Source organism: Roseobacter weihaiensis (genome assembly GCF_020622345.1).
GTDB classification, from domain to species: Bacteria; Pseudomonadota; Alphaproteobacteria; order Rhodobacterales; family Rhodobacteraceae; genus Roseobacter; species Roseobacter weihaiensis.
Window position 1 is genome coordinate 204117 of record NZ_JACNMO010000006.1, and the last position, 21408, is coordinate 225524.

General features: G+C 61.6%; 20 protein-coding genes. 3 read left to right on the plus strand and 17 right to left on the minus strand.

Annotated features, from left to right (window positions below):
• Window positions 1-3 precede the first annotated feature (3 nt).
• The 13 genes from H7847_RS09465 to H7847_RS09525 all read right to left on the minus strand — a co-directional run bounded on the left by H7847_RS09465 (window position 4) and on the right by H7847_RS09525 (window position 9918).
• Complete coding sequence (locus tag H7847_RS09465; RefSeq protein ID WP_227269234.1) at window positions 4-468, minus strand: PTS sugar transporter subunit IIA; 465 nt, start codon at window positions 466-468, stop codon at window positions 4-6.
• Between the two features lie 38 nt (window positions 469-506).
• Window positions 507-1073 (minus strand): ribosome hibernation-promoting factor, HPF/YfiA family, encoded by a 567-nt coding sequence (gene hpf / locus H7847_RS09470; protein ID WP_227269235.1) that lies wholly within the window; start codon window positions 1071-1073, stop codon window positions 507-509.
• A gap of 248 nt (window positions 1074-1321) precedes the next feature.
• Window positions 1322-2080, minus strand: a complete 759-nt coding sequence (lptB, locus tag H7847_RS09475; RefSeq protein WP_227269236.1) for an LPS export ABC transporter ATP-binding protein — start codon at window positions 2078-2080, stop codon at window positions 1322-1324.
• Window positions 2080-2571: a lipopolysaccharide transport periplasmic protein LptA gene (gene lptA / locus H7847_RS09480; protein ID WP_406675980.1), complete on the minus strand. Its 492-nt coding sequence runs from the start codon at window positions 2569-2571 to the stop codon at window positions 2080-2082. Before lptA ends, lptB begins: the two co-directional genes overlap by 1 nt.
• Before the next feature lie 3 nt (window positions 2572-2574).
• Window positions 2575-3159 carry an LPS export ABC transporter periplasmic protein LptC gene (lptC, locus tag H7847_RS09485; protein ID WP_227269237.1) on the minus strand — a complete coding sequence of 195 codons (585 nt, stop codon included), beginning with the start codon at window positions 3157-3159 and terminating at the stop codon, window positions 2575-2577.
• A gap of 30 nt (window positions 3160-3189) precedes the next feature.
• Window positions 3190-4152: a KpsF/GutQ family sugar-phosphate isomerase gene (locus tag H7847_RS09490; protein WP_227269238.1), complete on the minus strand. Its 963-nt coding sequence runs from the start codon at window positions 4150-4152 to the stop codon at window positions 3190-3192.
• A complete protein-coding gene (locus H7847_RS09495; protein ID WP_227269239.1) occupies window positions 4149-4763 on the minus strand; it encodes a ribonuclease D in 615 nt (204 codons plus the stop codon). Before H7847_RS09495 ends, H7847_RS09490 begins: the two co-directional genes overlap by 4 nt.
• A 219-nt stretch (window positions 4764-4982) precedes the next feature.
• Complete coding sequence (gene arfB, locus H7847_RS09500) at window positions 4983-5405, minus strand: alternative ribosome rescue aminoacyl-tRNA hydrolase ArfB (protein ID WP_227269240.1); 423 nt, start codon at window positions 5403-5405, stop codon at window positions 4983-4985.
• Between the two features lie 5 nt (window positions 5406-5410).
• A complete protein-coding gene (locus H7847_RS09505) occupies window positions 5411-5767 on the minus strand; it encodes a VOC family protein (protein WP_227269241.1) in 357 nt (118 codons plus the stop codon).
• 274 nt (window positions 5768-6041) lie between these two features.
• Entirely contained in the window at window positions 6042-6662 is a 621-nt protein-coding gene (locus tag H7847_RS09510) for a queuosine precursor transporter (protein WP_227269242.1), read from the minus strand.
• Between the two features lie 69 nt (window positions 6663-6731).
• The gene (locus H7847_RS09515) at window positions 6732-7655 is read right to left on the minus strand and encodes an esterase-like activity of phytase family protein (RefSeq protein WP_227269243.1); all 924 of its coding nucleotides are present in this window, start codon (window positions 7653-7655) and stop codon (window positions 6732-6734) included.
• Window positions 7628-8509 (minus strand): penicillin-insensitive murein endopeptidase, encoded by an 882-nt coding sequence (gene mepA / locus H7847_RS09520; protein WP_227269269.1) that lies wholly within the window; start codon window positions 8507-8509, stop codon window positions 7628-7630. Before mepA ends, H7847_RS09515 begins: the two co-directional genes overlap by 28 nt.
• Before the next feature lie 44 nt (window positions 8510-8553).
• Window positions 8554-9918, minus strand: coding sequence for an MFS transporter (locus tag H7847_RS09525; protein WP_227269270.1), 1365 nt, complete (start codon window positions 9916-9918; stop codon window positions 8554-8556).
• A 155-nt stretch (window positions 9919-10073) separates the two neighbouring features.
• Between H7847_RS09525 and H7847_RS09530 the strand changes: the two genes are divergently transcribed.
• The 3 genes from H7847_RS09530 (at window position 10074) to yaaA (ending at window position 13348) form a co-directional block, all read left to right on the plus strand.
• Window positions 10074-10361, plus strand: coding sequence for a YggT family protein (locus H7847_RS09530; RefSeq protein ID WP_227269244.1), 288 nt, complete (start codon window positions 10074-10076; stop codon window positions 10359-10361).
• Between the two features lie 110 nt (window positions 10362-10471).
• On the plus strand, window positions 10472-12514 hold the full coding sequence (gene recQ, locus H7847_RS09535; RefSeq protein WP_227269245.1) for a DNA helicase RecQ: 2043 nt from the start codon (window positions 10472-10474) through the stop codon (window positions 12512-12514).
• Between the two features lie 51 nt (window positions 12515-12565).
• Entirely contained in the window at window positions 12566-13348 is a 783-nt protein-coding gene (gene yaaA, locus H7847_RS09540; RefSeq protein WP_227269246.1) for a peroxide stress protein YaaA, read from the plus strand.
• On the opposite strand, the gene H7847_RS09545 is transcribed toward yaaA, so the two are convergent.
• From H7847_RS09545 to H7847_RS09560, 4 genes are all read right to left on the minus strand, one after another.
• Window positions 13330-15576, minus strand: coding sequence for a response regulator (locus H7847_RS09545; RefSeq protein ID WP_227269247.1), 2247 nt, complete (start codon window positions 15574-15576; stop codon window positions 13330-13332). The two genes, yaaA and H7847_RS09545, sit on opposite strands and share 19 nt — an antisense overlap.
• Before the next feature lie 117 nt (window positions 15577-15693).
• Window positions 15694-17736 carry a hypothetical protein gene (locus H7847_RS09550; RefSeq protein WP_227269248.1) on the minus strand — a complete coding sequence of 681 codons (2043 nt, stop codon included), beginning with the start codon at window positions 17734-17736 and terminating at the stop codon, window positions 15694-15696.
• Window positions 17733-20510: a DUF4159 domain-containing protein gene (locus tag H7847_RS09555; protein WP_227269249.1), complete on the minus strand. Its 2778-nt coding sequence runs from the start codon at window positions 20508-20510 to the stop codon at window positions 17733-17735. The genes H7847_RS09550 and H7847_RS09555 overlap by 4 nt, the downstream gene beginning before the upstream one ends.
• Entirely contained in the window at window positions 20507-21403 is an 897-nt protein-coding gene (locus tag H7847_RS09560) for a DUF58 domain-containing protein (RefSeq protein ID WP_264479530.1), read from the minus strand. The genes H7847_RS09555 and H7847_RS09560 overlap by 4 nt, the downstream gene beginning before the upstream one ends.
• Window positions 21404-21408: the final 5 nt, after the last annotated feature.

Sequence of the window (21408 nt, forward strand, 5' to 3'; positions counted from 1 at the left end):
GCCCTAGGCCGCCTGATCAGACTCATACGAGGTCAGGATGGTGTAGAGCGTTGCAGTGTTATGGTTGGCCCTCAGTTTGGCGCAAACCGTGGTATCCCGCAGCGTCCGAGAAACCAGCGCCAGTGCCTTGAGGTGGTCTACCCCCGCGTCTTCGGGGGCGAAAAGAGCGAAAGCGATATCAACAGGTTGGCGGTCGACCGAGCCGAAATCAATCGGCTTGTCCAACAGTACAAAGGCCCCCAGGACACGATCAATATCTGCCAGTCTTGCATGCGGCAGCGCGATGCCGTGACCAACCCCCGTCGGGCCCAGAGCCTCACGCGCAAGCAGCGCATCAAGCACCGCATCCCCGTCCAGCCCATAGGCCTGCTCAGCCAGATCACTGACGTTCTGCATAAGACGTTTCTTGCTGGAGGCCGAGGTCAGAACCTTGATGGCCTCCGGCTTGAGGAGTTCAGAAAAATCCATGTCGTCCGCATCTTAAGGGCACCCGTGGTGCCGTTTACCTATTGAGGGTCGATCCATCCGATGTTCCCGTCATCCCGACGGTAGACCACGTTCACGCCCTCTTTGCCTTCGTTGCGAAATACCAGTACCGGGGCACCTGCCAACTCCATCTGCATGACCGCTTCACCCACAGAGAGCGAAGGGATTTTTGTCTCCATTTCGGCGACGATGATGGGTTGAAGTGTCTCTGGCTCCTGCTCTTCCGACTCGACTTCTGAAGCGAGGATATATGAGGACGCTCCGTAGATTTCAACCGGTTCTGACCGATCTTTGTGGTGATCTTTCAACCGGCGCTTGTATCGTCGGAGCTGTTTTTCCATTTTTTCACGGCAGGCCTCGAAGGCCGCGTAAATCTCTGTCTGATGTGCCTTGGCCTGAGCGGTTAGGCCGGTGGACAGATGTACGGTCGCCTCACAGACAAACTCATGTGCCGATTTGGAAAAGACCACGACGGCTTCTGTCGGACGTTCGGCATATTTCTTGACCGTATCGTTCAACTCGTCTCTGACGTGGGTCTGCAGGGCTTCGCCAATGTCGATCTGTTTGCCGCTGATTTGGTACCGCATAGTCTCTCCTCTTAGTTCAGACACCGCCAGAAAATCGCCGTGCACGGGCACGGCGCAAAGTTCAGGCGGCTACGGAAGGTGGCTTTTGGTCAGATTGCTGTCGCTCTGGCTCTGACGAGCTGCCGGACACTCAAAGATACAGGGACTGATCGATGCCATACCAGTATTGAGCCCGATAATGGGACCCAGAGTCAAACAAAAGCATCGCGCATGGGTAGAAAAGCGCACACCAGAAATCTGCCCTTTGGTCAAGAAATTCTGAAGTTGTCGCCCAGATAGACGCGGCGTACGTTTTCGTTTTGAACCACTTCATCCGGTGTGCCGGACATCAGCACGCGGCCTTCGTGCAGGATGTAGGCCCGGTCGACAATCTCAAGGGTTTCGCGCACGTTGTGGTCTGTGATGAGAACGCCAATGCCGCGTTTTTTCAGGTCCGCGACCAACTGCCGGATGTCATCGACAGAGATCGGGTCGACCCCGGCAAAGGGTTCATCCAACAACAGGTATTTGGGGTTGGCGGCCAGGCAGCGTGCAATCTCGACCCGGCGTCTTTCACCGCCCGAAAGTGCCAGCGCCGGGGCACGCCTGAGATGTTCGATGGAGAATTCCGACAACAGTTCCTCAAGCCGTTCGCGGCGCTTGTGTCTGTCGGCTTCGGTGATATCCAGAATGGCGGCGATGTTGTCCTGCACGGAGAGGCCGCGAAAAATGCTCATCTCCTGCGGCAGATAGCCAATGCCCAGTTGCGCGCGGCGGTACATCGGGAAGGTCGTGATATCCTGCCCGTCGATGCGCACGCTGCCGCCCTCCGGCGTAACAAGGCCCGCGATTGCGTAGAAGGTGGTTGTCTTGCCGGATCCGTTGGGGCCCAGCAGCGCCACGACCTCGCCGCGGTCCAGCTCCATCGAAAAGTCGCGAATGACGATCTTTTTCTTGTAGGCCTTGCGCAGATTGGACACGCGCAAGCCTGCGGAGCCTTCGGCAACGGTTAACTTGGGGCGGGCCATTATTGATCGCCGGTCTGCAAAACGGTTCGGACACGACCGGACATCTGCGCTGTCCCGGCATCCAACTGCACGGTCATGCGATCCGAGGTCAGCGCCGAGGGGCCCTGGACCACCAGGACATTGCCGGTCATCACGATGGTGCCATCATCAACATTGTAATCCGCACGTTCCGATTCTGCCGCATCCTCACCAGAGATCAAGATCACATCTCCGGTCGCCTCGATCCGCTCCACGTCTCGCGCGTCGGTGTCGTAAACCACCAGAACCCGGTTTGCCGACAGTCGCATCTCGCCCTGCACGATCACGACGTTTTCCGTGAACGTCGCGGTGCCGGCCGCTTGGTCAACGGACAGGTTTTCGGATGTCACCTCAACCGGCAGACCGCTGTTTTGCTGAATGGATCCAAAGGCAACCTGTGTGCCCTGCGCGGACACCCCGGTCGCAAAAGCGACAAGCAAGACAGGCAAGAGAAATCTGGTAAAACGTATCACGGGTTATTCTTCCGACTTTTCAGGTTGATATAACAGCTTAACGCCGTTTGTGAAAACCAATTGGGCGTCATTGCTGCCCTCTGCGGCAAAGAGATGCATGGAACCCGCCTCGATATCCCCCACCGGCGTGACCGCGAACACCTGATCCGGGGACGTGATATCCAGTGCAGACATGCGGATATCAAGCAGGTCTGACCGCAAGATGTATCCTTCAGACGTGATGATTTCGACATCGCCGGTCAGTTCCGAATGGTCCTTTGCGATATCGATCACAGCCTGATGCGCCGTGACTGTAATCCGCGTGCCATTGGGCATGTCGACCTGCACATCCACGGTTTTGGCCGTATTCGTGCCTGTTTTTCCATCGGGGCTGGTTACCGTGTCGGCAACAAAAGCGATCTGATCGCCGCGGTCCGATGTGCCGGAAAAATAGGGTCCGGTGACCTGCTGGTTGGTCAGGCGTTCCTGTACTTCGGTGTCGGCAAAAGGGATGGTCGATGGCGGATCAACCGCCCGCGAGATCAGAAACAAGGTCGAGAGCAGGCCAAGCGCCATCAGTGGTAAGGCGACCTTCAGCCACGTAACCATGCGTGAGTAACGATCCGCCTGCATCTCCGCCTACCCCAACCCGACGCGCAGACAGTCGTGGATATGGATCAGGCCCGCAACGATCTGCGGGTTTTTCGGCTCCACGACCAACAGGCATGTCACTTTGCGGTCATTCATGATGCCGACCGCTTTTTCCGCCAGCGCGTCCGGTGCGATCGTGATCGGAGATGGGGTCATCACATCGCGCGCCTTGAACGTCGCGAGGCCGTCCATGTGGCGACCGATATCGCCATTGGTGATAATGCCGCGCAGGGTGCCGGCATCGTCCGTCACCGCCACCACGCCAAAGCCCTTTGCGCCAATCTCCGACAGGGCGGCGGACATTGGCGCGTCTTCAACCACCAGCGGAATCGCATCGCCCTGGTGCATCAGATCGGCCACGCGGCTGAGCTGCGCCCCGAGGTTGCCGCCGGGATGAAAGTCGCGGAAGTGCTCTGGTGTGAAGGCGCGGTGCTCCATCAGGGCCACGGCCAGCGCGTCGCCAAGGGCCAATGTCATCGTCGTCGAAGAGGTCGGGACGATGCCGGTGCCACAGGCTTCCTCGGCCCGGGGCAGCACAAGGGCGACATCGGACTGGCGCAGGAGCGTCGAGCCTGCCCGGCTCGCAACCCCGATCATCGGGATGGAAAACCGGCGTGTGTAGGCGATCACATCGGCAAGCTCCGGCGTCTCTCCGGAGTTCGACAGCACGATGACCACATCGCCGGAGCCCATCATGCCCAGATCGCCGTGGCTGGCCTCTGCCGGATGCACGAAATGCGCGGGTGTTCCGGTGCTGGCCAGCGTGGCGGCGATCTTGCGGGCGATATGGCCCGATTTGCCCATGCCACAGACGATAATGCGCCCGGTGGCGGCCAGCATAAGTCCCACCGCCCGGTCAAAGCTTTCGTCGAGACTCTTTTCGAGCTGGTGCAGGGCGTCGGTTTCGATCTTGATGACGCGCCGCGCGGTATCGAGGAAGGATTTGCTCATGAGTGCGCAAAGATGTCCGCGTCGGGCCAGCCCATCAGATCCAGTTTCGCGCGCATCGGCAGGAAGTCGAAACAGGCCTGCGCCGTTTCCATCCGCCCTTCACGCTCCAGCATCCCGTTCAGCACTTCGCGCAGCTGATGCAGGTAGAGCACGTCGGACGCGGCATATTCAATCTGCGCCTCGGTCAGTGTGTCGGCCCCCCAATCGCTGGATTGCTGTTGTTTGGAAATGTCGATGCCCAGCAATTCCTGCAGCAGTTTCGCCAACCCGTGTCGGTCGGTATAGGTGCGCACCAGGCGGCTGGCGATCTTTGTGCAGTAGACCGGCGCTGCGGTCGCGCCAAAGGTGTTCAGCATCGCGGCAATATCAAAGCGTCCGAAGTGAAAGAGCTTGAGAACTTCCGGGTCTTCCAGCAGCTTGCACAGGTTGGGGGCTTCGGTCTGCCCTTTGGCGATCTGCACCAGATGGGCCACGCCGTCCCCGCCGGAAAGCTGCACAACGCAAAGACGGTCGCGGTGAGGCTGCAGGCCCATGGTCTCGCAGTCGATGGCAATCATCGGCCCCAGATCAAGCCCATCGGGCAGATCATTTTTGTAAACGTGATGTGTCATGAGGCTCCTTTATCGTGCCGCTGGACCGGGGGCAAAGCACTACCGGTGCGGCATCAGCGTTACCGGGCGGGCCGGGCGGACACAAGGGCGACCCTGCCGGTGACGTACTGCCGTTCTCGACAGATAGTCATTAATCCGCCTGCTGCAATCAGCAATGGCCGGATGGCATTGTGCCGCAATGCAGCGATGGCCCGGTAACGATTGTGAACTTGGAACCGTTCAGGTGTCCGGGTCCACCTTGCCGCGCAGGGATTTGACTTCCCCGCGCACTTTCTTGGCCTTGAGACGCCGCTTTTTCGATCCGAACGTGGGCTTTGTGGCGATCCGGCGCTTTGGTGCGACCAGTGCCTTGGTGATCAGCTCGGCCAGCCGGTTGCGCACGATATCTCTGTTGCGGGCTTGACTGCGGGTTTCGTCGCATTGCAGAACCAGTGCGCCATCGGTCGTCCAGCGCCGCCCGGCCAGCTTTTTGAGGCGCGCCTTCACAGGACCCGGCAGATTGGGCGAGCGGGCTGCCTCAAACCGCAGCTCGACGGCAGAGGAGACCTTGTTCACGTTTTGCCCGCCAGGCCCCGAGGCGCGCATGAAGCTTTCGGTCAACTCCCAGTCTTCCAGGGTTATCTGGTCATTGATCCGCAACATGGGTTTTATGCAAACCGTCCCGACACGCTGACGGAATTGCCAGCAGGGTCCTTGGCATTGGCAAAGACATATCCATCCGCCCGGTGGCGTTTTCCAAAGCGCAGCCCGCGGGTGGCAGCCTTGGTACAGAACCCTTCGACATCGTCGCAGGCAAAAACCAGTTTCACGGCAGCTTGACCGTGTCGCACGCCTTTGGCCGCCGGATATAGCAACAAATGCACCGCGCCTTCGGGGGGACGCAATTCGATAGTGCGGTCACCGTTCAATCGGTGTGCGCTATACCCGAAATGGATTGCGTAGAATGCGATCATCTCGTCGATTTTTGTCGTGTAGAGGATCAGGCTACCCAAAGCAGGGGTCATCTGATGCACCTTCCGTTCCCTGTGCCGGGTTTTATTAAAAAGGGCCGCGCTTTTGCGGCGCGGCCCAATCGAATGGTTTACGGAGGTGGGGTCGGTTAGACGACCGTCCACTCTGGAATTCTGCCCGCCAAGGGCTGCCCTAGCAGGCGACCTCCAAAGCTGTTCCGACACCTCGCTCCAATACCGTTCTTGACACTGGATCACCTCCTTTACCTATCTGTTGACGTTGGCAGAATCGTCGCACAGGTTGCGGAAATATCCAAGCGTTTTTTTGTTAGTGCGCGGGCGCGAGCCGGGCGGTGATCACCCGGAAGGGAACAAGGGCCAGCAGCGCGAGGCTCAGCTTGACACCCCAGTCGGCAATCGCCAGCGACACCCACAAGGGGGCTGCCGGACCAAAGCCAAGAATGGGCAGAATATCACCAGCCCAACTCACGTCGTTTGCCGGCTCGACAAAGCTCAGGCTTGCGGAAAAGGCGATGGTGAAGAACAGCGCGGTATCGACCGTGCTGCCGATCAGCGTGGAGGCCAGCGGCGCGCGCCACCACCTGCCGTCGCGCAGCGCGGAAAAGATCGCGACATCGAGCAATTGGGCGACAAGAAAGGCGATGCCGGATCCGATGGCGATGCGCAATGTCACCAGCGGGCCGAACTCGCCCATGATCTGGGTCCCGATGAGCGAACAGATGACACCGACGATAAAACCCACAAAGACCACGCGGCGGGCGGCCTGTGCGCCGTAAACCCGGTTCATGATATCGTTGACGAGAAAGGCAAGCGGATAGGTGAACGCGCCCCAGGTCAGCCAGTTTCCGAGCAGGAATTGAACGAGGATGTTGGAGGCAACCACAATGGCGGCCATGGCAATGATGCCGGGGAGGTGTACGCGTGTCATTTTATAAATCCGTTTTGGCAAGGGTGCGGCACTTGGTCGGCAATCATGGCCGACGCGCGGTCTTTAGGCCTATTGCGGGGCCAAGGCAACCCTGTCCGGCAAAGTGTATTCGACGATCTGACTGGGCAGGAACCACAGAAAGTTATCATCCGAAACCATCGTCAGCCGGATCAGACCTTCCGCATCCTGCCAGACGGACAGGCCTTCGAGGTTACCATAGTCGCCCAGACCGGTCTGCAGGATCAGCTCGATATCCGTGACGCCGGCGGGTGTGAGGGTCATGGCCCTTACCCGATTGAAAAAAGCGAAAGGATAGACCCCGCGCTCCAGCACGTAGAGCCGCCCGTCCGGCCCGAAATCCGCCCCGACCGGCGAGAACATCGGGTCCACGGGCAGGGTGGTGTTTTGCATCCATGTGGCGGTCGGCGCACGCTCGTAGATCAGGGCTTCGGTGGCCCCACGCGCGATCTTTTCAGGGAGCGCCAGCAATCGCCCGTCCGGGGCAACGGCCAAAGCCTCCAGACCGCCGTTTTCCGGAAGCGCACGCCATGCCCGCGTGTATCCGGATTGTTGGGCCGGGCTTTCCCACGTCTGGTAGAACAAAACCCGGTGTGCGTGCTCGAACGAAACGTAAAGACCGCCAGTCGCATCGAGCGCCAGCCCTTCGGCATCGCTGTAGGGAAACTCCTGCGTCTGACCCTGTGCATCGACAAAGGGTTGCCCGCGCTCAACGCGCGCGCCCAAAAGCTCCTGACCCTGCCGTGTCAGGCTGCCCCTGAGGATATGCCCGCGATCCGTAATCGCGTAAAAACCTGACCCGCCGGGTGTTACCTCAAGACCCGAGAGCCCGCCAAACCATGCCGCATCATGCGCAATGTCGACGACCGCACCCAGCTCCGCTGGCAAGCCGGGCGGCGGCGCGGGCGGCTTGAACCAGAACCATGCACCGGCGCCGACTGCTGCAATCAGCGCGACTGCAAGACGGTGGCGCATTGAGCGGGAAGATCCGCAAGGCGTATCTCTGTCCTGGGTTTGCGAGGTTTGGCATCGGGGTCCGGGGGCGGCGGGTTCAGGATGTTGTTGACCCAGGCCTGCGCATCGGCGCAGCCGTCACCGGGTGGTGGCGGTGTCTGATCGATGCAGCCCTCGGTCCCGCTCGGGCAGGCCAGCCGCACGTGGAAATGGTAATGGTGTCCATACCAGGGTCTGATCTTGCGCAACCAGGACCGGTCGCCGGTGGCGGTGTTACACAGCTGCACCTTGGCCCCGGGGAAGATAAAGATACGGGCGACGCGTGGGTCCGAGGCCGCCGCTTTCAGGATTTCAGCATGCTGAGGCGTCCAGTTGTCGTTGACATAGGCTCCCTGATTGCGACGCAATGAAATGGAGGAGATGTTTTCGCGCTGCCCTGCCGTCAGCGACAGGTTATCTGCGGGGCGCAACCAGATATCTGCGTCCAGCCCGATCTGGTGGCTCGCGTGGCCTGTCAGCATCGGCCCGCCCCGCGGTTGGCTCAGATCCCCCACATAGAGACCATTCCAACCGGGCTGCCGCGCCGCAACACGGCTCAGGTCCTCGATGAAATCGATGGTTTCCGGATGCCCCCAGTTCCGGTTGCGCGACAGACGCATGACCTGCCAGGTCGGTCCGGTTTCAGCCAGGCGGGCAGCGCCGGCAACGCAACCCTTTGCGTAGGTTCCGAAGGGGGCGGGTGTGCTTTGCGACCCGGCCCGTTCCGCGCCAAAGAGTTGTTTGGCGGGTTTGAGGCTATCCTTGTGCCCGGAGGTGCCGATCGTCGGCAGGGCTGCGGCCGATGCTGGCGGGTCGGGTTCGGGGCCGCAGGCCATGAGGCCCGTACAAAGGGCAATACCGATCAGAATATGCAGTTTCCTCACGCAAAATCTCCTTTTGGTTTGACCCAGATGAGCAACAGTAGCCCCAGGATGAACAATCCCGCAATGGGTGTAATGCCCATACGCTGGCTGCCGGTGACATCCGACACGAGGGCGATCAGCGCGGGGGCGAGAAATGAGGTCGCCTTGCCCGACAAGGCGTAAAGACCGAAGGCTTCGGTCATGCGGGCGGGGTTGGCCTGAAACGTCATCATGGTTCGCGAAGAGGCCTGTAGCGCGCCGCCTGCCGCCCCGATCAGCGCGCCAGCGACGTAAAACGCGATATCGGGTACCGGCGAGCCCGCCGCCAGAGGCATGCCGAGGATCGACGTGCGCGTCAGCGATATGATCAGCCCGGCGGTCAGTATCAAAACAACGCAACAAAAGACGATAACGGGCATGGGACCGATGCGCCGGTCGACCCGCCCGCCGACCCAGCAGAAGACAGCACCGCTGATGGCCGCGAGAATGCCGAAAATGCCGATATCCATGATCGACCAGTTCAGGACCCCCAGGGCGTAGATGCCACCAAAGGTATACATGCCGTTGAGCGCATCGCGGTAGAACATCGACGAGCCCAGATAGGCCAGCAACGATGGATGCTGCGGCAGCCCCTTCAGGGTGGTCAGCAGTTCGCGCAGACCTGCTCCAAACCGGTAGGGTGTGGCGGTTCGCGGCTCTTTTTCGCGGACATAGAGAAAGAACGGAATCATAAAGAGACAGAACCACAGGGCGGTGAGCGGTCCGACAATCCGCGTGTCCGCCCCGGTTTCCGGATCGAGGCCAAAGAGCGGCGGGAGGCCGGCCATGGTGCGCCCGCTCTCACCTGCCTGAAACAGCATCAGCATCACGACGAGTGCAACCACACCGCCCAGATAGCCAAACGCCCAGCCAGAGCCGGAAATCCGGCCACGCTCGTTGGGGTCGGGGTGCAGTTCCGGCAGGAAGGAATTGGTGAAGATCGTCGCGAACTCCATCCCGATCAATCCCAGACCAAAGAAAAACAGCGCCCAGAGGATCGAAAACTCCGCAGGCGCTGTCCACCACAGGGCCCCGGCCCCCACGACATAGAGCAGCGAGAAGAGCCAGACCCACGGCATGCGTCTGCCGGTGCTGTCTGCGATGGATCCCAGCACCGGGGCCAGCACCGCAATGCCGAGACCTGCAACCGTCAGCCCGTAGCCCCAATAGGCCTGAGCCTGGGCGCGGGCGGCCTCGTCCCCCATGCCTTGGGCCACCAGCGCTTCGGTTGCGGTCTGTGCGAAGTAAGGACCGAATATGAAGGTCAGAAGCAACGTGTTATAGGGCTGGCTCGCCCAGTCAAAGAAGTACCAACCCCAAATGCGTTTGCGCGTGGTGATCATGAAGGTGCCTGCTCTGTCCTGCTGCGACAGGTAGAACAGGCCTTTGCGCCTCAGGCAAGCAAAGGTTTCCACAGGGTCAACCAAGAGCGGCAGCATGGCCTTGCTCTTTGAGGTCCGCTTGCTTAACTGAGACGGGCACAAGGAAAGGTGTTGTGATGCAATCGTTGTTTGAAATTCTGATGCTGCTGCTGAACGTGGTGTGGTTCATCATCATCGCCCATGTCATCATGAGCTGGCTCATCAACTTTCAGGTGCTCAACACCAGTCAGCAGCTTGTGGCCCAGATATGGTATGGCCTGAACCGCCTGCTGGAGCCGCTTTACGCGCCGGTTCGGCGTGTCCTGCCGCAGATGGGCGGCATCGATTTGGCCCCCTTGGCTGTCCTGCTGATTGTGGCTGCCTTGCGGATCATTCTGGTCAATAACTACGCGCTCTTTATCTAGCGGGCCTGTGCCGTCACAAGGTTTTACACCGCTTTTGGGCGATAGGGCTTGTTCATGATTCCTTAGTGTGGGATTCTGATAAAAGAGCAGAAAACTTTACAGGAACGAACATGTCTGGCGCGACCGCTTTGCTTCGTGACGTCTTTGGCTTTGATGCCTTTCGGCCGGGTCAGGAAGAGATTGTCAAAGCCGTCAGCGCGGGCGAAAACGTGCTTGCGATCATGCCCACGGGGGGCGGCAAATCGCTCTGTTTCCAATTGCCGGCCTTGATGCGGGACGGGGTGACGGTGGTGATATCGCCGCTGATTGCGTTGATGCGCGATCAGGTGCGTGCCCTGCAGGAGGCGGGCGTTGCCGCAGGTGCGCTCACTTCCGGCAACACCCCCGAAGAGACGGATGCGGTTTTTGAGGCCCTTGATGCGGGGCAGCTCAAACTGCTTTACATCGCGCCGGAGAGGTTGGCGGCGGGGTCCGCGCTGGGTCTGTTGCGCCGGATCGGTGTGTCGCTGATTGCCGTGGACGAGGCCCATTGCGTCAGCCAATGGGGTCATGATTTTCGCCCCGATTACCTGCGGATCGGAGAGCTGCGGCGCGCCCTGGGGGTCCCGCTTGCAGCCTTTACCGCCACGGCGGATGCGGAAACGCAAAGCGAGATCATCCAAAAGCTGTTCGGGGAGGACACACCGCGCGCGTTCCTGCGCGGTTTTGACCGGCCGAACATTCATTTGGCTTTTGCGGCCAAGGATGGCCCGCGTCGTCAGATCCTCGATTTCGCCGCCGCGCGAAAAGGTCAATCCGGCATTGTCTACTGCGGCACCCGCGCCAAGACCGAAGGCCTTGCGGCCGCGCTGCGTGAGGCTGGCCATACCGCGCTGCACTACCACGGGGGCATGGAGGCCGAAGACCGCCGCATCGCTGAGCGACGCTTTCAGCAGGAGGACGGGTTGATCGTGGTGGCGACGGTTGCTTTCGGGATGGGGGTCGACAAGCCTGACATCCGCTGGGTGGCCCATGCGGACCTGCCGAAATCGATCGAGGCCTACTATCAGGAGATTGGCCGCGCCGGGCGCGATGGGGCACCTGCGGAAACGCTGACGCTTTTTGGCCCTGAGGATATCCGCCTCAGACGCAGCCAGATCGACGAAGGGCTTGCCCCGCCGGAAAGGCGGGCGGCAGATCATGCCCGTCTCAACGCGCTTTTGGGTTTGGCCGAGGCGCTGTCCTGCCGTCGGACAACCTTGCTGGGTTATTTCGGAGAGACGGACATCCACTGCGGCAACTGTGATCTCTGTGATGCCCCCGCAGATGTCTTTGACGGCACGGTCGCCGTGCGCAAGGCGCTGTCGGCCATTCTGCGCACCGAGGAATGGTTCGGGGCGGGGCACCTGATCGACATCCTGCTCGGCAATGCCACCGATAAAATCCGGCAAAGGGGGCACGATCAGTTGCCGACCTATGGGGTGGGCACTGAGTATGACCGCCGCCAGTGGCAGGCGGTCTTTCGGCAGATGATGGGGCATGATCTGGTGCGCCCGGATCCCGAGCGGCACGGCGCTTTGCGCATGACGGATGCGGCGCTGCCAATTCTGCGCGATCAGGCAAAGATCGCTCTGCGTCGCGACAGCATCAAAAAGGCCAGCAACCGCCGTCCTGCCGTCAAGGCGATGGTGTCCGAAGAGGACGCGCCCTTGCTGTCGGCGCTCAAGGCAAAGCGCCGTGCCTTTGCGGAGACTGCCAAAGTGCCGGCGTATATCATTTTCACCGACCGGACCCTGATCGAAATGGCGGAGAAACGCCCCGAGACCCTTGATGCGCTGGCGCAGATCGGCGGCGTCGGGGCCAAAAAACTGGAACGTTACGGGGATGCTTTTCTCGAGGTGATCGCGGGCGAGGCGGCCCGGATGCATCCCAGTCGCCGCAAGCTGGCGGGACGGTCCGCAGGAACCGTCTATGATCAACTGCTCGAAGTGCAGGCGACGCTGGCGCGCGGGGCAGAGGGGGTCGACAAACCGCTGAGCTGTTCCGCGGCGCAACTGGCCAAGGTTGCGCAGATGCGCCACGCCGATCCTCAAACGCTCGAAAAGCTGTTGGGAGACCGGCGCGCTGAACGATTTGGTCCGGCTTTTCTGGACGTCCTGCGAGAGGCAGGCTAGATAGCGGCAAGCGGCGCGTGTCGCGGAAAACTGTGATCTGGGGGACAGGGTATGCTGGTGGTGATTTCACCTGCCAAAAGGCTGGATTGGGAAGAGCGCAACGTGATGGCGACCGCGCCCGATTTTCAGGAGGACGCCATACGTCTTGTCAAAACGGCGCGCAACCTCACCTTGGGAAATCTGAAAAGCCTGATGGGTCTGAGCGACGATCTCGCGCGGCTGAACCGGGACCGGTTCAAAGCCTTTGTGTCCTGCCCGGATGCGGCAGATACGCGCCCGGCCGCCCTGGCTTTTGCGGGGGATACCTATCAGGGCCTCGAAGCGACCAGTCTCGATCCCGAAGAAATGGCCTGGGCGCAGGACCACCTGCGTATCCTTTCGGGTCTATACGGTCTGCTGCGACCGCTTGACGCCATCCAGCCCTACCGGTTGGAAATGGGCAGCCGGCTCAAGACGCGCCGGGGGCAGTCGCTTTATGACTATTGGCGGGATGACCTGTCAAAGGCGCTGAACGCACAGGCAACACGGTTGGGCACGGATATTCTGGTAAATTGCGCCAGCCAGGAATATTTTGGGGCTGTTGCCCCCAAAGCGCTGAAATTGCGTGTGATAACGCCTGTCTTCATGGAAGACAAAGGCGATGGCAAAGGGCCAAAGATCGTCAGTTTTTTTGCGAAGAAGGCGCGAGGAGCGATGGCGCGTTATGTGATCCAGAACCGTCTGAGTGACGCTGAAAGTCTGCAGGGCTTCGACAGCGGGGGATACGGTTTTCGGGCGGGGCTATCCGAACCGGATCGCCCGGTCTTCGTGCGACCCTACCCTGCGGCTGCCTGATCCGGTACGGCTTCGGGATTTGGATCTTCAACGCCGTCGGGACAAGAGGCCATGATCTGCCCGACGATTTCCGGTTTGCGCAGCGGCTTTGTGAGGTATTTATCAAGCCCCGCTTCAAGGATTTCCTTGTCGTCACCGTGCATCGCATGGGCAGTCAAGGCAACAATCGGGACGTGGATGTCGGTGCCGTCTTCCAGCGCACGAATTGCGCGGGTGGCTTGCTTGCCATCCATACGAGGCATTGAAATATCCATGAAGATGAGGTCCGGTTTAAAGGTGCTGTAGGCCTCCAGTGCTTCCTGGCCGTCACAGGCAAATTTCAGATCGACATTCAACGCCTTGAGCATTTTACCAAAGACCAGACGGTTGGTTTTATTGTCCTCTGCCGCCAGTATCCGCATCTTGCGCGGCATCTCTGGTGGGCTCTTGTCTGCTGCGACATCCTCTGCCGCGAGACTGCCTTCAGGAACTGCCCCGTCGGGGTCTGTTCCGGGCTCCGATATCTGGGGTGAGACGCTGCTGAGCCAGCCGAAGAGATCACCGCGCATGAAGGGGCGCTGCGCAATCACATTCACCTTATCGCTCAACGGGTCGTGCATGGCGTGCCCATGGTTCCCGCTGAGGAGAATGATATGCTGGGCGTGCCCGGCGTCACGGGCTGTTTTGGCAAACTCGAAACCGTTCACACCGTCCATGAGATGATCGACAAAAACCAGATCGACCGCTTCGTCCAGTGCGGCAAGGCCGGCTGCGGCTGAGGCACAGGCGGTCACCTTCAGGCCAAGCTTTTCCAGGGCGTGCACCAGAAGATCACGGTTCAGGGTCAGCTCATCAATGACCAGGACATGGCGCAGCGCCGGATGGAGTGTCGGATGTGGCAACTCTGACGGGCCTGACGGGTCGAGGGCCACTTCAAAGCCAAAGCAGGATCCTGACCCTTCTTCCGACGTGAGCCAGATGCGACCACCCATCAGCTGTACCAGTTGTTTGGAGATCGCAAGGCCCAGCCCGGTACCGTCAAACTGCCTGTTTCTTTCGCTTTCGACCTGATTGAACTCGCCAAAGACGTGATTGATCATGTCGTCCGGAATACCGATGCCGGTATCCTCTACCGTGACTTGCAGGATTACTTTGCCGCTATCGGGGTCAGGCTGGCCGGTGACGTGCACCGTAACCGACCCATCCGTGGTGAACTTGACCGCATTGCCGATCAGGTTGGTGAGAATCTGGCGTATCCGGCCCGGGTCACCGACATATTCCGCCCCGAGGAACAGGGCAAAATCGACCGCCAGGGCGATGCCTTTGTCGCGTGCGGTCGACTGCAACAGCCTGAGCACCTCATGGATCGATTTCTCCAGATCGAAGGGTTCAGGGTGGAGTTGGAGGCGCTCGGCTTCGATCTTGGAATAATCGAGCACATCATTAATGATGACCAGCAACGCCTCGGCCGAATTCTTTATGGTATCGACATAAAGCCGCTGTTCTTCTGACAAAGTCGTGTCGATCAGCACGTCAGCCATGCCCACGACACCATTCATCGGTGTGCGGATCTCGTGGCTCATGTTGGCAAGAAAGGCCGATTTCGCGCGGTTGGCGGCTTCGGCATTTGCACGGGCGGCTTCCAGCATTTCCTCGTATTTGACCGTTTCGGTAATGTTCAGACCGAGCGAGATGATATCACCATCGGGCCCGCGGCGGTCGATCATGCGAATGTATTCCCCGTTCCAGAGCCGGATAACAACCGGCTCGGGCTCCGGCAGCTGGACCCGTTCGATCATCTTCTGGCGCCAGGCTGCGGGCTGCAGATCGCCGATGTCGACGATCCCTTCTTCGGTCAAAATTTGCAGCACAGTGACATAGCTGACGCCGGGTTTGATGTCCTCCAGCCCATCAAAGACCGCCAGATAGGATCGGTTTGCCATGATCATTTCAAGGTCTGGCGAGTAAAAGGCAAACCCGTCGTTGATCGTCTCGATCGATTGCCACAATCTGCGTTCGACGCGTTCGATCTGCTTGTGTGCCGCGGACAGATCGGATTTTACGCGCTGGTTTTCGTCGCGGACATTTGCCACTTCGGCGCGGGTTTCGACGATCTCATCTGACAGTTGCCGGGCGTGCTGGCCAAGTTTGCGATTGGCGGCAAAAAGTTCGGCCTGCTTAAGTTCAAGCAGCCGTTCCGCAGCCAGCCTGCTGCGCCTTTCCTGGGCCAGTTTATTGGCCAAGCTCATCAAAATACCTGCATGGTCATCCCGCCGATTGCCGCAGGAACATGCACTATTTGAGTGAATATCTGTTTAATTTAAGACATGCGTAAAGCGGCGGCGTGCCGCTGCCGTGCAGCACTCCTACCGCCGGCCCTCGCGCAGCCAGGCGGCGGTGATCAGACCTGCAGACAACAGCAGCACCAGCCATCCAGGCAGCAAGGCCATCTGGCGGACATCCCGGGTTTCATAGGCATCGCGTGGGGTCAGGCCGATCCATCCGCGCCCGGCGGCGGGGCGACCTACCCGCACATCGCGCAGGCGCGGCAACCCGTCTTCGAGCAGCACCGTACCGCCCCGTAGGCTCGATACCACCGGCGCCAGAACCTCTGGCGTCGCGATTGTGCGCTCGAATTCGCGCGGCGCGGCGGGGCCGAGGCCGATCACCGCCATCTGATCCCCGTTTTCAAGCCGGTAAAGGCCGATGTCGGGTCCTTCGAACACCTCTTCGAAAAGGCCCGGTCGGATCTGCCTCAGGGGCAGTTCGGTGACATTGCCGGACGGGTCCGTGATCGTGACAGGCGGTACATCCTCGCCCAATGTGCGCCGCTGGATGCGCATGGTCTGCCCGGTGGCCTGCGCGGTGAGCGCTTCTTCTTCCAGCTCGGGCTCTTTCATCATCCAATGAGCCAGACGGCGCAGCAATTCCAGTTGTGGGCCGCCGCCCTCGTACCCGCGGTTCCAAAGCCAGGCATGGTCGGAGGCCAGCAGCGCCACGCGCCCTTCTCCTTCGCGGTTCAGGACCAGCAGCGGCCTGTCATCGATCCCTGACATCACTACATTCCCGGTGGGCAGGGTGACATCGATCTGCCGCAGCCACCGCCCCCAGTCGCCGCCGCCCGGCAGATCGGTGGAGACCGGATGGCGTTCTCCGATCTCCGTGACGGTGGGCCGATAGGGCTGATCCAGCACCCGCGCGGTTGGCGCGGCCGGCAGCACCGGCCCCAGCGGAGAGCGGTAGATGCTGTCCGCCCCGGCAAAATCCGGTCCGGCGGCCACCAGAACGGCCCCGCCCTGACGGATGTATTCGGCAACATTATCGAGGTAGAGCGACGGCAGGATGCCGCGACGTTTGTACCGGTCAAAGATGATCAGGTCGAAGTCATCAATCTTTTCCAGAAACAGTTCGCGGGTGGGAAAGGCGATCAGGCTGAGTTCACTGACCGGCACGCCGTCCTGTTTTTCCGGGGGGCGCAGGATGGTGAAATGCACCAGATCGACAGAACTGTCTGATTTCAATAGGTTACGCCATGTGCGCCCACCGGGGTGGGGCTCTCCCGAGACCAGCAGGACGCGCAGGCGATCCCGCACACCGTTCATTTGAATAAGTGCTGTGTTGTTGCGGTCTGTCAGCTCGCCCTCTTCGGCAGGGACGGAGAATTCTATCACGTTGCGCCCGCCGTGGGGCAGGGTGACGGGCAGTTCGATGTCCTGTCCCAGCGGCACTTCGTATTGCTGCGGCGCGGCGCCATCGATAGAGATTTCCAGCGGCGCAACCACGAAACCGGGGGGGGCAGCCCCCATGTCCTCGACCCGCAGTGTCAGCGTCACGGGCTCCCCGATGATGGCAAACGCGGGGGCGTTGCGGATGCTGAGCCGCCGATCCCAATCCGTGCTTTTGCCTGACAGCATCAGGTGGAAAGGGGCGGGCAGATCGAGCGGCAGATCGGCGTCATGCACCTGCCCGTCCGAGAAAGCGACGATGGCTGCGACCCGGCCGCGTGGCTCTTCGGCCAGCGTCTTTGACACGGCCGTCATCAGCTGTGTGCCGGCATCCCCTTCGCCATCGGGCACCGTGACCCGGCGCACTTCGGTGTTGGCCCGCGCGGCGATCCGCTCTGCCAGCGTGTCTGCAGCGCTCCCGGTCTGGTCGGGCCGGTCGGAGAGGCGCTGGCTTGCGCTTTCATCTTCCAGCAGAATGACGATGTCGCTCAGCGGGGTGCGGTTCTCCTGCTGGTAGCTGGGTCCGGCCAGCGCGCCAAGCACCACGAGGGCAGCCAGTCCGCGCAAGGCCCAGCCGCTCAAACCCCGCGCCACCGCCAGAACAACGCCGGCAACGGCGATCACAGCCACAAGGGCGAGCATTTCCCACGGGATCAGCGGGTCAAAGATCACCTGTCCGGTCATTGGCCCAACCGATCCAGCAGGGCCGGGACGTGGACCTGATCTGATTTGTAGTTGCCGGTCAGCACATGCATCACGAGGTTGACGCCGAACCGATACGCCAGCTCACGCTGCCGTTCGCCCGAAAAACCCCGCCCGATCGGGACCATGGCGGTGCCGTTTTCAGCCATGGCCCAGGCCGCGGCCCAGTCGTTCCCACCGATGACCACCGGCGTGACCCCGTCGTTGAGGTTGCGGAAGGGCATGCCCTCCACCTGCTCTGCGTCGGGGGCGGCGGCCTCGACCCAGACATCACGGCTGATGTGGCGGCCCGGAAAGTCCTGCAGCAGGTAGAATGTCCGCGTCAGCACGTGGTCCGCGGGCAGCGGTTCCAGCGGTGGGATGTCCAGCGACGCTGCAAGATCCTGGAGTTTGCGCCCATTGGGGCTGGCCGCCCCGAAGCGGGCAATATCGGCATCGCGTGTATCAAAGAGGATCAGACCACCGGAGCGCAGGTAGGCGTTGAGCTTGGCATAGGCCTCGGAGGAGGGGCGCGGCTGATCCGGCGTAATCGGCCAGTAGAGGATCGGAAAGAACGCCAGCTCGTCCTGTTCCAGATCGACGCCCACAGGCAGCGCCGGTTCCACCGATGTGCGGAAGGTCAGTGTTTGCGAGAGGCCGAACAGACCGGCATAAGAGATGTCATCCACGCCGCTGTTGCCGGTCATCACATAGGCCAGTACCATCTCCTCCGTAGAGTCGAGGGCAAAGGCATCGTCATCGGTGGTTTGCGCGGAGCCCGGCGTTGGCATCCCAACCGGAAGCACGAGGAAAAGCAGCACCGCAGCGGTGCGCCGGGACTGGCCCATCAGCCGCCCCGTCAGCACCAGCGACGCCAGAACGTCGGCCAGGAGTGCCACGATGGCAAAGCTCAGCAGCCAGCCGGCGATCGGCTGTTCCGGCGGGACGGAAAACCCGGTGACGGGAATGCGCGCAGGCCAGACGGCAGGCTGCAGGCTTGTCTCAGCGGTCACCACATTCCGGGCGAGGCGGCGGTCGCCTGAGGCATAGATCCCGGGTTGCATCTCGGGACTGGGCGGGGCGCTTATCAGATCAGGGCCGGGCACACCGGGCAGGTTGCCCGCATCCGACAGGGTGCCATAACCATCCATCACCTGATCGGGTGTCCAGGTGGTGCCCTCAAGCTGGGTGGCCTCGGGGCGGCTGGTGGAGGAGGAGACGGCGAGACGCTCCAGCATCTGCACAAAGAGACCCGAGAGCGGCAGGGTGGACCAATCCGCGCTGGCCGTGACGTGAAAGAGCACGATCTGCCCCTGTTCACGCGCCACACGCGTGACCAGCGGCGTGCCGTCTGTCAGTTCCGCGATCACCCGCGCCGCAAGCGTGGGATCGGGCTGTGCCATCACCTGACTGGTGATCTGCACATCGGGTGGAATCTCCAGGCCAAAGAACGGCGAGTTTTCGCGGAACGGGGCCAGGGATTTCGGCTCCCCCCAGCTCATCGCGCCGCCGACCGTGCGGCCGCCGCTGCGCAAGCGCACAGGCATCATCGGGTCCTGATCGACCCGGCTGATGTCACTGGCTGCGACACGCGGCCCGGCAAAGCGCACCAGCATGCCACCTTCGTCGATCCACGCGCCAAGACCGTCCATTTCAGCCTCCGAAAGTGTCGCCACATCCGCCAGAACAATCACATCCGGGTTCGCAGGCAGCACGTCTGTCAGCCCGCCCTTTATCAGATCGGCATTGGGGGCCAGGGCCTGTTCGAGATAGTGAAGCGGTGACAAAAGCTGCAACCCTTCGCGGTCTTCGCGTCCCGCGATCAACGCGACCTCGCGGCGCTGCAGCGCATCATCCGCCAGCGTCGTGGCCCCGGCGGAGCGTTGACCCTGTACGTCAAAACGTGTGATCCGCGCGCGCAATTCCGCGGGCAGGGTCAGGGCTGTTTCCGCCGTGGTGGCACCCTCCTCGAAAGTGGCGGTCGCGGCAGCCAACAAGGTCGCATTGCCCACCGGGTCGCGCCCTTGCACCTGCAGCGTGACCTCCCGTTCCGGACCGGGGGCCGCGCGCCGCGCCGTCAGTTGTACCGCCCCGTCGTCGAACCCCGCAGGTGCCATGGCGATCACATTTGCCGCCGTCTGGTAGACCTCGACCACCCCTTTTGCCTCGAAAGCCGCAAGCGCCTCGGACCGCCCCGCGTAGTCCAGCCCGTCGCTGAACCACAGCGTATCGAACCCCTCCAGCGCCTCGATCATGGAGACCGCTTCGGCTGTTCGGGCCGCATCTGCTTGCCAGGCCGAGGGGGCAAAGCCCGGCAGGCGGTTCCGCCAGGTGTCGGCGGCCTGAAAGACGGGCGGCTGAGGTCTGGCCATGTTGAGAAAGGCAACCGTACGCTCTGCGCGGCTGGCGCGGGTCAGCTGCGCCTCGATGGCCTGGGTCTGTTCGGCCCAGGTGGTGGCCCCGGCCCAACTGCCATCCAGCACGATCAACAGCGGACCGTTCCCCTCGGCCTGATCTTCGTTGGGGTTCAGCACCGGGCCCGCGAGACCCAGAATGATCGCAGCCACCGCCAGGATGCGCAGCAGCAGCAGCCACCAAGGTGTCCGGTCAGAGACGCTTTCATCATCCTGCAACCCCAGCAAGAGGGCAACACCTGGAAACAATCTGCGGATCGGGGCAGGCGGGATCGCCCGCAGGATCAGCCACAGCACTGGCAGCGCCAGCAGCGTCAGCAGCAGCCATGGCGCGGTAAAGCCTATGCCTCCCAGAACCGTCATCTGAGCCCCCCGGTATCAAGCGCCGTGTAAAGCCAGAGCAGGGCAGATTGGGCCGAGGCATTGGTGTGATGGGTGCCGTATTGCCAGCCGGTCACGTTGCAGAGGTTCTGCAACTCGGCCTTGCGGGCGGCGAGCCGGTCGAGATACCTGTCGCGCAGATCGTTGGCCTTGAGCGTCTCGTGGCGGAGCGTGCCGCCGACGCTTTGAAAAATCGTCCGACCCTTGAAGGGGAACTCTTCCTCCGAGGGGTCGAGCAGGTGCAGGAGCACACCGCGCACGCCGCGATCCGCGGCCTTTGTGAGGGCCAGTTTGACCTCGTCCACATCGCCCATGAAGTCCGAGATGAACAGCGCGCGGGCCGACGGGATCATCGCGCGGTGCTCCGGCGGGGCGTAGTCTTCCTCGGCATCCGCCGTGAACATCTCCGCCAGACGCAGGATCTGTGCGTTGCCGCGCCGGGGCGGCAGGGTAGTGCCGGTGAGACCGACGCGTTCGCCGCCCCGCACCAGCAGGATCGCCGTGGCCAGCGCCAGAAGCCGCGCGCGGTCGGCTTTTTGCGGCAGGTCATCGGTGCTGGAAAACCGCATCGAGGCCCCCTGATCGACCCAGAGCATGACGGATTGCGCAATCTGCCATTCGCGTTCGCGCACGAATTCCATGTCGCCCATGGCCGAGCGGCGGTGGTCGATCAACCGGCGACTGTCGCCCGGTTGCGCCGGGCGGTACTGCCAGAAATCATCGCCCATCCCCGACCGCCGGCGCCCATGGTCGCCCAGCAGCACCGCGCCGGCCAGATGCTCTGCGCGGGCCAGCAGCGGCGGCAGTTTGGCGGCCTGCGTCTCGGCATCCGCGCGCAGCGCCGTGGGCCGGGCAGGCTCAGGAAGGGCGGACAAGCGGC

What these genes read in the sequence shown, in the direction of transcription:
- H7847_RS09550 (WP_227269248.1), bottom strand. Translation starts at nt 17,736, where the DNA reads ATGACCGGACAGGTGATCTTTGACCCGCTGATCCCGTGGGAAATGCTC.
- mepA (WP_227269269.1), bottom strand. Translation starts at nt 8,509, where the DNA reads ATGGCCTGCGGCCCCGAACCCGACCCGCCAGCATCGGCCGCAGCCCTG.
- recQ (WP_227269245.1), top strand. Translation starts at nt 10,472, where the DNA reads ATGTCTGGCGCGACCGCTTTGCTTCGTGACGTCTTTGGCTTTGATGCC.
- H7847_RS09495 (WP_227269239.1), bottom strand. Translation starts at nt 4,763, where the DNA reads ATGACACATCACGTTTACAAAAATGATCTGCCCGATGGGCTTGATCTG.
- hpf (WP_227269235.1), bottom strand. Translation starts at nt 1,073, where the DNA reads ATGCGGTACCAAATCAGCGGCAAACAGATCGACATTGGCGAAGCCCTG.
- H7847_RS09515 (WP_227269243.1), bottom strand. Translation starts at nt 7,655, where the DNA reads ATGCGCCACCGTCTTGCAGTCGCGCTGATTGCAGCAGTCGGCGCCGGT.
- H7847_RS09530 (WP_227269244.1), top strand. Translation starts at nt 10,074, where the DNA reads ATGCAATCGTTGTTTGAAATTCTGATGCTGCTGCTGAACGTGGTGTGG.
- lptC (WP_227269237.1), bottom strand. Translation starts at nt 3,159, where the DNA reads ATGGTTACGTGGCTGAAGGTCGCCTTACCACTGATGGCGCTTGGCCTG.
- H7847_RS09510 (WP_227269242.1), bottom strand. Translation starts at nt 6,662, where the DNA reads ATGACACGCGTACACCTCCCCGGCATCATTGCCATGGCCGCCATTGTG.
- H7847_RS09490 (WP_227269238.1), bottom strand. Translation starts at nt 4,152, where the DNA reads ATGAGCAAATCCTTCCTCGATACCGCGCGGCGCGTCATCAAGATCGAA.
- H7847_RS09545 (WP_227269247.1), bottom strand. Translation starts at nt 15,576, where the DNA reads ATGAGCTTGGCCAATAAACTGGCCCAGGAAAGGCGCAGCAGGCTGGCT.
- arfB (WP_227269240.1), bottom strand. Translation starts at nt 5,405, where the DNA reads ATGTTGCGGATCAATGACCAGATAACCCTGGAAGACTGGGAGTTGACC.
- yaaA (WP_227269246.1), top strand. Translation starts at nt 12,566, where the DNA reads ATGCTGGTGGTGATTTCACCTGCCAAAAGGCTGGATTGGGAAGAGCGC.
- H7847_RS09465 (WP_227269234.1), bottom strand. Translation starts at nt 468, where the DNA reads ATGGATTTTTCTGAACTCCTCAAGCCGGAGGCCATCAAGGTTCTGACC.
- lptB (WP_227269236.1), bottom strand. Translation starts at nt 2,080, where the DNA reads ATGGCCCGCCCCAAGTTAACCGTTGCCGAAGGCTCCGCAGGCTTGCGC.
- H7847_RS09555 (WP_227269249.1), bottom strand. Translation starts at nt 20,510, where the DNA reads ATGACGGTTCTGGGAGGCATAGGCTTTACCGCGCCATGGCTGCTGCTG.
- H7847_RS09525 (WP_227269270.1), bottom strand. Translation starts at nt 9,918, where the DNA reads ATGATCACCACGCGCAAACGCATTTGGGGTTGGTACTTCTTTGACTGG.
- H7847_RS09505 (WP_227269241.1), bottom strand. Translation starts at nt 5,767, where the DNA reads ATGACCCCTGCTTTGGGTAGCCTGATCCTCTACACGACAAAAATCGAC.